Raw genomic sequence first — 12577 nt, 5'->3', positions numbered from 1 at the left:
TTTGGTAACAACTTTTTATGAAAAAATTAGAAAAGATGAATTATTAGGACCAATTTTTAATGCTCAAATTACACATTGGGAAGCACACTTAGAACATTTAACGGATTTTTGGGAAAGCAGTTTATTCTTTGTAAACAAATATAAAGGAAATCCGTTGGAAAAGCATGTAGAGGTTGATGCCGCAATTAAAAACACCATAAACGAACATCATTTTGGTGTTTGGCTCAACCATTGGATTCAGACGCTAGATACACTATTTGAAGGCGAAAAAGCCAATATTGCTAAGAACAGAGCTCGTAAAATGGGCACATTTATTTACATTAAGTTGTTTGAAGCACGAAGCGTAAAATAATTCTTTTCATTAGAATGTTCCTAAATAACGCGAAATTGAATGTTAAATAGACATTAAATTATGTAAAATACCGTATTTTTGCATACTGAAATTTTGATCTAATCGATAACGCTACACAATGGGTAATTTCATTAAGAATATTCTCTTCTCCACACGATTAATGGCACTTCTTTTCTTTGCTTTCGCTTTTGCCATGGGAGTTGGAACTTTTGTCGAAAGTGAATACAGCACCATAACAGCCAAAATATGGGTTTACAACGCTTGGTGGTTTGAATTAATCATGGTTTTATTCATGGTTAATTTCTTCGGGAATATCTTTCGTTACCGCTTACTGCGGAAAGAAAAATGGGCAACCTTATTAATACATTTATCGTTCATATTTATCTTGTTGGGAGCGTTTATTACACGCTATGTCAGCTATGAAGGTGTAATGCCAATTCGTGAAGGCGCTACACAAAACTCATTTCTTTCCGAAAAAACATATATCAAAGCCTTAGTAGATGGCGAAATAAATGGAGAACCAAGAAGAAAAACCTTAAAAGGTGACTATCTTATTTCCCCAGAAGCAATTGCACCAACAACTTGGATTCAAGAAGGATTCCCGTGGGAAAAAGACTTTAACGGACAAGAATTTACTATTGATTACAAAGGATTTATAAAAGGTGCAGAAGAAGGAATTGTCCCTGATAAAAACGGTGATGTATTACTGAAAATTGTAGAAGCTGGTGGTGGAAATCGCCACAATCACTTCCTAAAATCAGGTGCAAAAGAGCAAAGTTTACACAATATATTAGTTTCATACAACAATTATGTAGAAGGCGCTATCAACATCATGTCAGATGAATATGGAAATTACACCATAAAAAGTCCATTTGAAGGTACAAATATGATCATGAAAGCGCGCACGCAAAACGAAGTCTACAAAGACAGTTTGCAACCGTTTCAATTGGGTTCTTTATATAATTTGGCAGGATTGCAATTTGTAGTTCCTGAGCCAGCGATTAAAGGTGTAATTGGTGTCGTTGAAACGCCTAAAAAATTAAAAGATCAAGCAAATGCCGTTATCTTAGAAGTTTCCAGCAATGGAGAAACAAAGGAAGTTCGCGTTTTGGGCGGAAAAGGATATGACATGCCGCCTGTAGAAATTAAAGTTGGCGGACTTGATTTTTGGCTTTCTTTCGGAGCAGAAAGATTAAAACTTCCATTCAGCATAAAACTAAATGACTTCATTGCAGAACGTTTTCCAGGAGCTATCAGTGATGGAAATTACAAATCGTTCAAAAGTAAAGTAACACTCATAGAAAATAAAAAACCAGTATACGATTACGATATTTATATGAATCATATTATGGATCATGGCGGTTACCGATTCTTTCAAGCACAATTTGACAAAGACGAAAAAGGAACCATCTTATCTGTAAGTCACGATTTTTGGGGAACAAATGTTACCTATTTAGGATACTTTTTACTGTATTTAGCATTAATGGTTATTTTATTTGACAAAAACACACGCTTCGGCGCTTTGAAAAAACAATTGGATAAAATCAAAAACAAAAAAGCAAAATTTCTCTCTGCTATTGCATTACTCTTTAGTTTAGGAACATTTGCACAAGACAATTCAGCACAAGCGAAAGATTCTGTTCAAACAGAAGTTACGCAGCAAGCAAAAGATGCGCACGCAGGACACAATCATGCGCCAGGCGAAGGTCACGAGCATGAAGTAAAAGCGTACACTGACGCACAAATGGATTCTATCATTGTAGCCAATGCTGTACCACAAGAACATGCTGATAAATTTGCACGTTTGGTCATTCAAGATGGAAACGGACGTATGAAACCTGCGCACACGTTTGCACGCGAATTGCTTCGTAAATTAAGCAAAACAGACACGTACAAAGGTTTATCTGCTGAGCAAGTATTGTTGTCTATGATTCAATATCCACAAATGTGGTACAATGCACGCATTATCAGCGTAAAAAAGAGAAAGCACGATAGTATTCGTAACATTATCGGTATTGATAAAAGCCAGGGTTATGCTAAAATGCTCGATTTCTTTACAGCACAAAATGAATATAAGCTAAATCCGTACACACGAGATGCTTACGGAACTAACAAGCCAAACCAGTATGAAAAAGCAATCAAAGAATACGATTTAAAACTAGGATTACTAAGTAGAGCAATTCAAGGAGATCTCATCAAAGTATTTCCGCTTCCGGATCATGAAAATAACAAATGGATTTCTGAAAGAGACTATGAATTAAATCCAGGTGTAGGTTTTCAGCCAAAAGACTCTCTATATCAGAAGTATGTAAAAAATGCCATGAAAGTATATGCAATTCTATTAAATGATGCGCATCGAACAGGAAATTACAAAGAAGCTGATAATATGGTGAAAAGCTTACGCGATCGCCAAAAAGAAATGGGAAGTAATGTATTGCCTTCCGACACTCAAATTGAAGTAGAAATCATATACAACAAGGTCAATGTTTTTGAAAATTTAATGATGTATTACCTGCTTGTAGGTTTCTTAATGTTTGTAATTATAATTTATCAAATATTCAAAGATGGAAAGCGAATTCGCAAAGCAATAACGGTCTTTAAATGGTTAGTCATTGCATTATTTGTAGCACACACCGCTGGTTTAATTGTGAGATGGTATTTATCTGGACACGCACCTTGGAGTAATGCGTATGAATCTATGATTTATGTAGCTTGGGCAACCATGTTATTTGGATTGTTATTTGGACGAAAATCTGACTTAACTATTTCGGCAACCACCTTTGTCGTTGCAATGATTTTATGGGGCGCGCACATGAATTGGCTCGATCCAGATATTGGAAACTTACAACCTGTATTAGACAGTTATTGGTTGCTAATTCACGTTGCCGTGATTGTAGCGAGTTACGGACCATTTGCGTTGGCTATGATTCTTGGAGTGGTCTCTTTACTGTTGATTATCTTAACGACAAAAGAGAACAAAGAACGTATGGAACTCAACCTAAAGGAAATCACGATTATCAATGAAATGGCGATTACCGTTGGTTTGGTCATGTTAACCATTGGAAACTTCCTTGGTGGAATGTGGGCAAACGAAAGTTGGGGACGTTATTGGGGATGGGATCCAAAAGAAACCTGGGCGTTAATCAGTATCATGGTATATGCGTTTGTATTACACATGCGTTTGGTACCAGGATTACGCGGACGTTGGTTCTTTAATTGGATGTCTATTTCGGCATTTGGCTCTATTTTATTCACCTATTTTGGTGTAAACTTTGTCCTTAGCGGATTGCACTCGTATGCAACAGGAGACGCTGTTTTAGGATTACCATTTGTATACACTGCAACTGCAATTTGGCTTGCGTATGGAGCTTTAGCATATTGGCGTTATAGTGTGCATTACCAGAAAGTAAATGAGTCAAGATTTAATGCTGTAATGAAATTATTTAGGAGATTAATTTCTATGTTTTTAAAGAGCTAACTTTAAAAAATATTGTAGAAATTTAAGAATTAAATAGTTTTAAATCTCGTATCTAGTATTTCCAACAACTTCTCGATACATTTTTCTTCCAGAAAAACACTCGAAGAGACGATTCGTTATTTGAAGTTAAAGAGTTTGTAAGAACACAGCAATTCAACATTTAAAACTTAGCATTTAGAATTTTATATTCAGAGTTCCCAAAACGTCAGATCGAGTGAAATTCTGAAAGAATTTAGTATCGAGATCTACTATGAAAAGAACAGGTTTCTTAGCACACAGCAATTTAAAATTCAACATTCAACATTTTACATTTAGCGTTTCAAAGCACTTCTCGATACATTTTTCTTCCAGAAAAACACTCGAAGAGACGATTTAATATTTCAAGTTAAAGAGTTTCTTAGCACGGAGCAATTCAACATTTAAAACTTAGTATTTTACATTTAAAGTTCCAAACTACTCAAGCCATTTCCGAAAGTCCGAAGTCGTAGATGAACTCGTCATCACTTTTTCTTTAATGCCTGAAAGCTGAATGAGTAAACGGTTTTTAAAGTGACTTTCAATGTTTTCAATGTATTCAATATGAGCGATTTGACTCCGATTGATGCGAAAAAATTTCAACGGATTTAGTGCTTGTTGAATGCTTCCCAAATTCTGAGAAATCGGATGTTTTTTGCCATTTGAATCGATCGCCAAGCAGAAATCACCCGAAGCTTCTATCAAACTAATGTCACGTACGTTTAGTAACTGAATGCCTTTTGTTTTTTTAATGACAAAACGCTTCTTGTAATTCGTTTCTTCTTGCTTCAATGCCGATTTTAACAAGCTGATTGTATCATTGTGAATAGGCTGATAACTCTCTGCTTTAAAAAACGATTGAAATTTATTTAACGCTTGACTGATATCTTCTTTCGTATACGGTTTCAAAATATACGCGATTCCGTTGGTGCGAAATGCTTCAAACAAATATTCGTCATGCGCTGAGCAGAAAATAATTGGACAATCAATCTTCACCGTATTAAAAACATCAAAGGAAATTCCGTCTAACAATTGAATATCAGACAAAATAAAATCATACGTTTGTTGTGCTAAGAATTCACGTGCTTTATCATTGGAACGTGCCCAATCATGCACAAACGATTCGGAGAAATAACTTTCCAAATTGGCTAAAAGTTTTTCGTATGCCGGAATTTCGTCTTCTAAAATTAATATGCGCATCAAACTCTAATTTAAGATTCTTTACTAAGTTTAATAATAGGGATTTTTACTGAAAAATGATTCAAAGTATCTGTGATTTCAGGTTTTTGATCGGACAATAATTGATAGCGATATTCCAAGTTTTTTAAACCTGTTCCTAACGAATCATTATTGGTTTTTATCATGCTTTTTGTGTTGGAAATTGTCAACCAATCTTCATCGATAATTACTTCTGCCTTAATCACTTTTCCATGTTGTGCTCTGTTGTGTTTTGCCACATTTTCAAGTAAAGTTTGAATGGCGCCTGTAGGTACAAATTTCTCTTCTAACGACACATTTTTGATCACTTTAAATTCATAATCGTTTCCAAAACGGGTTTTAATCAAAAACATATAATTCTCCGCCAAATTCATTTCTTCGTTCAATTCCATTACTTCGGCATCTTTCGTCTGAATTAAATAGCGGTAAATCAGCGATAAGCGATTCAAATATTCTTTGGCTTTCTCTGTATCACTATCAATTAGTGCATCAAGCGTATTTAAGTTGTTAAATAGAAAGTGCGGACTTATCTGTGAACGCAATAATTTTAACTCGTTTTCCTTTTGTTTCTCTTTAATAGAACCAAACAAAATTTGATTTTCATAATATTTTTTCGCGAGTAGCAAACCAAAAGGCAGCCCAATACTTTCTGAGGTATTAGAAATGTAGTTTAAAACTTCTTGTAGATTGTATTTTATTTTGGATAAATCTCTTCCATCGCTCCAATATCCAATAACGTCTTCAAGATACCCAAAAAGAGTCATAAATATGATCGCCCAAAACGCAAAATGAATGTATTTTTTATCATTGATGATGTAATTTGGTAACAACCAATACAGGAAAATAAGAATCATTCCAACATCAAGAATAATAAACGCAGGAATGTCAAGTAGGTATTCTAATAATTTGCTTTCTGACCCTACATATTGATAAATCGTCATAAATACGGAGACTCCGTAATAAATGAGGAGCAACATGTAGTCAGATTTGTTCAGTTTTACATTCATAATCAGTCCTTAAAAATAGAATAAATAATTTAGGTTTTTGGGTATTTGTTGTTGAGTTTTCGAGTTCAACTTGAAATTTTATTCACCCAAAACCCAAAACCCAACTACTGTTTCGTTTTAATACGATCCACTTCGTCACCAGCACTATTTTTTCTATTTTTCTTTTTATTATACTTCTTTCCAAAGCTGTAACTCAATTGTAAAAAGACGTTTCTTCTTGGAAAATCGCTGATAATATTTGCGTTTACATTGTCATAATTTATTGCGCCCATAAACTTTCGATCTAGAATTTCTTCCAATTCGACACTCACTTTCAATTGATCATTCATAAACTTTTTGCTAAATGCGATGTCAATTCCTGCAATCCAATCAAATTCAATTTGTCCTTCTAAACCGCCAGAAGTATAATATCCGGAAACTTCTGATTGAATTCCCCAAGGTAATTTATACTCAGCACTTGTATACCAAGTCATGCTCCACAACGAATTGTCTAACACAGGATTTAGATTTTCAGACATAAATCGGTTGTAATTCACAATAACTCCAGTATAACCTTCCAAACCTTTTACAAAGCTCAATGGCGCAAAAGCACTAAAGCTCCAGTTTTCGTTTTTGGATAAGTTAATGACAGAACGAGAGGTTTCTGAAGTGGCATCATTTTGAGAAACTAATTGAAATAATGTGTCATCCGTTTTGCTATAACTTACACTAAAAAACGGTTGATTTTCATACGTTAAATTGAAACGAAAACTATTGGTTAATGCAGGTTTTAAAGTCGGATTTCCTTCTTCAAACGTAAACGGATCGTAATAGTATACGAACGGATTTAAGGTTTCGTACGACGGACGTTGAATGCGGTAACTATACGCAACATTTGCGGCAAGTTCGTCTGTAATATTGCGAGAAACACTCAAGCTTGGAAAAAACTTTGCAATCGTTCTGTCTAATGAAGTATTTAGGTTTTCGGAAGTTCCTTTCGTTTCACTTTGTTCCCAACGCAATCCACCCGAAAACGACCATTTATCAACTTTCACGTTCAGTTTTGCGTAGGCTGCCATAATATCTTCATCAATCAAAAAACGATTGGTTTGGTTCGCGTTATTTACAAACTCGCCTGTATTTGTTTGCACTAATGATTGCAGATCGCTGTCAGAATCGACACTTGATAATTTTATTCCAGCACTTACAGTCGCTTTATCACTCAAAACACGTTTGTAATCTGCTTGATAGGTGTAAATATCATAATTGGCATCTTGAAAATAACGCTGATTGTCATAATTTACCATACTTTGTCCTGTTTGAAACAAATTATTTTCGTTGGAAGAATTATAATCTACATAATTAAAATCGAGTGTTATTTTATTCACTTCATCGTCATATTCGTAATACGGATTGATGACGTATAATGTCCAATCGCGCTCAAACCTATTGTCCGTTTCCAACACATCTAACACGCCGTTACTTGTAATATTTGTGGTATTGTCCGTAACGCGGTTTGAAGAAGTTCCGGTACGTCGCACGCTAATTCCTGTGGTATGTTTGTCGTTGATGTAATAATCGATTCCAGCACTCAAACGCAAGGTATTTGGATCAAAAGGTGAACTTGATAACTGATCAAATTCATCGTTTCCGACTTTCCGAATAAGTTGTAAATCTTCTCGCCAAGAACCACGTGAATAACTTGCGCTTGCTTGCCAGTTAATTTTATCTTTAAAACTCGCTATGGAAGCACTTTTACGAAATGTAAAATCGTTTGTATGGCCAACCATACTTTTCAACGTTCCGTAGGTTCCTAGTTTTACATTTTTCTTCAAAATAATATTAATCAATGCGCCAGATCCGTCTGCATCATATTCTGCACCAGGTTGTTGTATCAATTCAATTTTTGCAATATTATCGGCAGGCATTTCGCGCAACAGCGTTTGCATGTCCATATAATTCGTTTGTTTTCCGTTGATGAGAATTCGGATATTACTTTGTCCGGCATAACTCAAATTATTCCCTGTAACCAATACGCCAGGAATCTTTTTCATAATGTCACGCACGTTTGAATTCACCATTTCGGAATTTTCTAGATTCACGACTAGTTTTTCGGCACTTTGTGTAATCACAGGTTTTTTAGCGACGACGACGACTTCGTCTAAATTTTCTGGAATATCATCTTTCAGAATAAAATCGAACGTCACATTCTTTTTACTATCAATATTCAATACAATTGAACGTTCGGTTTTATAACCAAACAAAGACGCTTCTACAATATAACTTCCGTTTTTTACATTCGTAAACGTGTACATTCCGTTTGCTTCCACAATCACTGCTTTTAGTGGCGTGTTACTGTTGTTATCATATAAGACTACATTTGAAAAAGAGAGGATTTCTTTTGACGCGTCCATCACTTTTCCTGTAATGGTACTTTGTGCAAGCATTGTAAAACTTGCTAAGAATAAAATAGTGTTGACTAAAGTTTTTAACATAACTGTTGTTTTTTGCTGTTCGTTTTTTTTGATACACAAATATGTTTCAGAAACCGTTCATACAAAAGTAGATTCTGCCGAATTGGGATTAAAAAAAGGTGAAACGGGGATTTTTTACGGTTGAATTTACACGTGCAAAAAAGTACGGATAAGTACTATTTATCGCAGTATTGAAGGATTTTTACAGGAATTTTACTGAAAACAGCAATCTAAAATGGCAAATATTTAAAAATGTTTTTTTGGGTTGAAACGTCGTTATGTGTTTTTAGATTGAAAGAAAAAATTATTCTTTTCGCAACCAACCAACAATTTTACTGTTAGAAATCTTCCAACGATTATTTTCTTGAATCAAATCATAAGAAACACGCGTATTGCTAAATGGACCTGCGTTTTGTTGAATAATAGTTACAGTGTTTTGTGTCACTTCCATCACAATGGCAACATGCCCAAACGAATTATACCAAGAAGCTTGAAACACCACAATGTCATTGACTTTTGGTTTGGACATACTTCCGTTTGTATATTGAATTAAATTACGTTGTGTATTGCGTTTTCCATCTTTTATATTCGGATTGAAAAAATCTTTCGCATGTCCGTAACTATCGGGCATTTTATGCTGTAAATACTCGTAATAATAACGTTTTACAAACTCTACACATTGATATTGCAAGCCTAAATTATAGCCGTCTTTGGTTACATTTCGTTTTTCTACATTATTTACCGCACCATTATAATACACATTAACATTGTTGAAAGAGTCTAATGTTTCGCCTACGCTCCTAAAAGGATTCATATTTATGTGTTGTGATAGTTTCAACAATCCAATGCATAATACAAGTAATATAAATATGAAGAATAGTTTTCGTTTCATGCTGAAAAAATAGTGAATTCCCAATTTATGAAAAGTAATTACAAAAGCAATGAAATTATGAATTGTATCAAAATATTTTACGCGAATTTATACTGATAGATTTTAGGGTTGAGTTGTAACGCTAATAAGCGTATATTTGCAGTCTTATGCAAGCAAACAAACTTTCAGATTGGTTACCAACAACGAACAGAGAAGTAAAAATTCGAGGTTGGGAAGAATTAGATGTGATTCTATTTAGTGGAGACGCGTATGTAGATCATCCTTCATTTGGACCTGCTGTTATTGGTCGTATTTTGGAAAGTTATGGTTTAAAAGTTGCCATTGTTCCGCAACCAAGTGTACATGATGATTTGCAGGACTTTACCAAACTAGGAACGCCAAAATTATTTTTTGGAATTACGGGTGGTTGTATGGATCCGATGGTGAGCAATTACACAGCGAGCAAAAAACGTAGAGATAAAGACGCATACACACCAAATGGTGATAAAGGTTTTCGACCCGATTATGCAACTTCGGTGTATTCAAACATACTAAAAGAAAAATTTCCAGATGTTCCTGTGTTAATCGGAGGAATTGAAGCTTCCTTACGTCGTGTAACACATTACGATTATTGGAGTGATAAATTATTACCAACCATTTTAGAAACCTCTAAAGCAGATATGTTGGTGTATGGAATGGGCGAACAACCGTTGCGCGAAGTGGTAAAACTATTGCAAAAAGGAGTGCCTTTTTCAAGTTTGAGAACGATACAACAAACGGCTTTTTTAGTAGATAAAGATGAAAACATTCCTAAAAATAAAAATTGGGACGATGTCGAAATTCATTCACACAATGTTTGTTTAAAGAACAAGAAAAAATTCGCTTCTAACTTTAAAGTCATTGAGCAAGAATCGAATAAACTCAAAGCAAGACGCATTTTTCAAGGTGTAAACGATAAAACATTGGTGATAAATCCACCATATCCTACGATGACAGAAAAGGAGATTGATGCTTCTTTCGATTTGCCATATACACGTTTACCGCATCCAAAATATAACAAACGTGGACCTATTCCTGCGTTTGAAATGATTAAAACTTCGATCAATATTCACAGAGGTTGTTTTGGCGGTTGTAGTTTCTGTACAATTTCTGCACATCAAGGAAAATTTATTGCAAGTCGTAGTAAAGAATCGATCCTGAGAGAAGTGGATAAAGTTGCCAATATGCCCGATTTTAAAGGTTATTTGTCAGATATTGGCGGACCATCTGCAAATATGTATCAAATGAAAGGAAAGGTACAAGCTATCTGTGACAAATGTGTTGCGCCTTCTTGTATTTCGCCTGTAATTTGCAGCAATTTAGATACATCTCACAAACCATTAACTGAATTATATCAAGCTGTAGACAGTCATCCGAAAGTAAAAAAATCATTCATTGGAAGTGGAATTCGTCACGATATGTTAGTGCCAGAATTCAATAAAAACGCAGATCCAAAAGAATTGGATGATTACACGGAAGAAGTGATGACAAAACACGTTTCTGGACGTTTAAAAGTAGCGCCAGAACATACGTCTGATCCTGTATTAAAGTTAATGCGTAAACCGTCTTTTCAATACTTTCATAAATTTAAGGAACGTTTTGACAGAATTAACGTAAAGAAGAAATTGAAACTTCAATTGATTCCTTATTTCATTTCAAATCATCCAGCTTGCGAAGTAGAAGACATGGCAAATTTAGCTGCTGAAACCAAAGATATGGGCTTTCAGTTAGAGCAAGTTCAAGGTTTTACGCCCACACCAATGACGGTTGCAACGGTCATTTATTACAGTGGATATCATCCGTACACACTCAAACCAACAAAAACGCCAAAATCTAGAAAAGAAAAAGAAGAACAACATCGCTTTTTCTTTTGGTATAAAAAAGAAAATAAAGGTTGGATTCGTAAAACTTTAGGGAAACTTGGTCGAAAAGATTTGGTAGAAGCATTGGTGCCAGAAGAAGAAAATAATGCATGGAAAAGCATCAAGCCTAAAAAGGTGAATAATACTTTTGACAATGCGATTCCTTCGCATCATGCACGTGCTAAGAAGAAACACAAATCCAGAAAAAAACGACGTTAAATTACAAGTTCATTTTGTTGAAAACGAATCTCAGTCATGTCTAAGCTTGAAATTATACACGAAAACAACGATTATATCGTTGTCAACAAAGCTTCAGGATTGATAAGTGAGCAAAGTCCATACGAATCCGTTACAATTGAAAGTCAAGTATTTAATCATGTTTTAAAAAGCAAGCGAAAGCCGTATGTGGGCATTATTCATCGATTGGATCGTGTGACAAGCGGTGTATTAATTCTTGCGAAGAAAAAAAGTGTTTTGGTCAATTTCAATACACTATTTAGTAGTCGTAAAGTACAGAAAACGTATTTAGCAATTGTAACAAACAAACCTGCAAAAAACAAAGGAAACTTAGTCAACTTTCTTGTAAAAAACACCAAAGAAAAGCGCGCTGAAATTGTTCCATCAAAATTAAAAAATGCGCAAAGTTGTATGCTTTCTTATGAAGTAATCGGCAAAAATGAAATTGGTTATTTATTAAAAGTCAAGCCAAAAACGGGCAGGTTTCATCAAATTCGCGCACAATTATCAAACATCGGACTTCCTATTGTTGGCGATCAAAAATATGGATCGGATGCAACATATAAGTCACTTTCTATTTGTCTCCATGCGTGGAAATTAACCTTTGAAGCGCCAGATTCTAAAGAACGCATCACTTATGAAGCACCTTTGCCTGTGGATGATTTTTGGGTGTTTGATGTTGTTTAAAAATGTCATTAATATTACTTCTGCGATTAGTCAGAACTACTTAAAATACTGTATCATATTGTTCTCGATACAACGAATCACAGATTCGTCACTCGAACTGACGATTGTAATAAAATCGCGTGGACGTCACTTCGAGTAAAATTTTGAAAAAATTTTGTATCGAGAAGTACTCTGAAATATAGAAATGAAAGTTTTATAAAACAGAACAACTTTAATTTTTTTTGATACTTCCTCTAAAATAAGTTCGTAAAATCTTAAAAGAATCAAAAGCATTCTCCGCGTAAGCGAATACTTTCGTATTTTTACAAAAACGAAATAAACTAATGAGAATATTCATTCTATTACTCGCAATTTGCAC

Annotated in this window: 8 protein-coding genes; 4 read left to right on the top strand and 4 right to left on the bottom strand. The window is 34.7% G+C overall.

All coding sequences use genetic code 11. The features are described from left to right. Window position 1 precedes the first annotated feature (1 nt). Both AB8B65_RS18190 and ccsA read left to right on the top strand, forming a co-directional pair. The gene (locus AB8B65_RS18190) at window positions 2-352 is read left to right on the top strand and encodes a group III truncated hemoglobin (RefSeq protein WP_405302710.1); all 351 of its coding nucleotides are present in this window, start codon (window positions 2-4) and stop codon (window positions 350-352) included. Between the two features lie 118 nt (window positions 353-470). Then, window positions 471-3830, top strand: a complete 3360-nt coding sequence (gene ccsA / locus AB8B65_RS18185; protein ID WP_405302709.1) for a cytochrome c biogenesis protein CcsA — start codon at window positions 471-473, stop codon at window positions 3828-3830. Between the two features lie 453 nt (window positions 3831-4283). On the opposite strand, the gene AB8B65_RS18180 is transcribed toward ccsA, so the two are convergent. The 4 genes from AB8B65_RS18180 to AB8B65_RS18165 all read right to left on the bottom strand — a co-directional run bounded on the left by AB8B65_RS18180 (window position 4284) and on the right by AB8B65_RS18165 (window position 9337). Beyond that, window positions 4284-5045, bottom strand: a complete 762-nt coding sequence (locus AB8B65_RS18180; RefSeq protein ID WP_405302708.1) for a LytR/AlgR family response regulator transcription factor — start codon at window positions 5043-5045, stop codon at window positions 4284-4286. A gap of 11 nt (window positions 5046-5056) precedes the next feature. Continuing rightward, window positions 5057-6040, bottom strand: a complete 984-nt coding sequence (locus AB8B65_RS18175; protein ID WP_405302707.1) for a sensor histidine kinase — start codon at window positions 6038-6040, stop codon at window positions 5057-5059. 134 nt (window positions 6041-6174) lie between these two features. Then, window positions 6175-8544 carry an outer membrane beta-barrel protein gene (locus AB8B65_RS18170; protein WP_405302706.1) on the bottom strand — a complete coding sequence of 790 codons (2370 nt, stop codon included), beginning with the start codon at window positions 8542-8544 and terminating at the stop codon, window positions 6175-6177. Between the two features lie 283 nt (window positions 8545-8827). Next, complete coding sequence (locus tag AB8B65_RS18165; RefSeq protein ID WP_405302705.1) at window positions 8828-9337, bottom strand: CHAP domain-containing protein; 510 nt, start codon at window positions 9335-9337, stop codon at window positions 8828-8830. 224 nt (window positions 9338-9561) lie between these two features. On the opposite strand from AB8B65_RS18165, the gene AB8B65_RS18160 reads away from it, so the two are divergent. Beyond that, entirely contained in the window at window positions 9562-11514 is a 1953-nt protein-coding gene (locus AB8B65_RS18160) for a YgiQ family radical SAM protein (RefSeq protein WP_405302704.1), read from the top strand. Between the two features lie 36 nt (window positions 11515-11550). Beyond that, complete coding sequence (locus AB8B65_RS18155) at window positions 11551-12219, top strand: RluA family pseudouridine synthase (RefSeq protein WP_405302703.1); 669 nt, start codon at window positions 11551-11553, stop codon at window positions 12217-12219. The last annotated feature ends 358 nt before the right edge of the window (window positions 12220-12577 follow it).

This window comes from Kordia sp., from assembly GCF_045105435.1.
In the GTDB taxonomy this organism is placed as follows: domain Bacteria; phylum Bacteroidota; class Bacteroidia; order Flavobacteriales; family Flavobacteriaceae; genus Kordia.
Note: the sequence above shows the minus strand (reverse complement) of the source record. Positions and strands in the feature narration are given on the sequence as shown.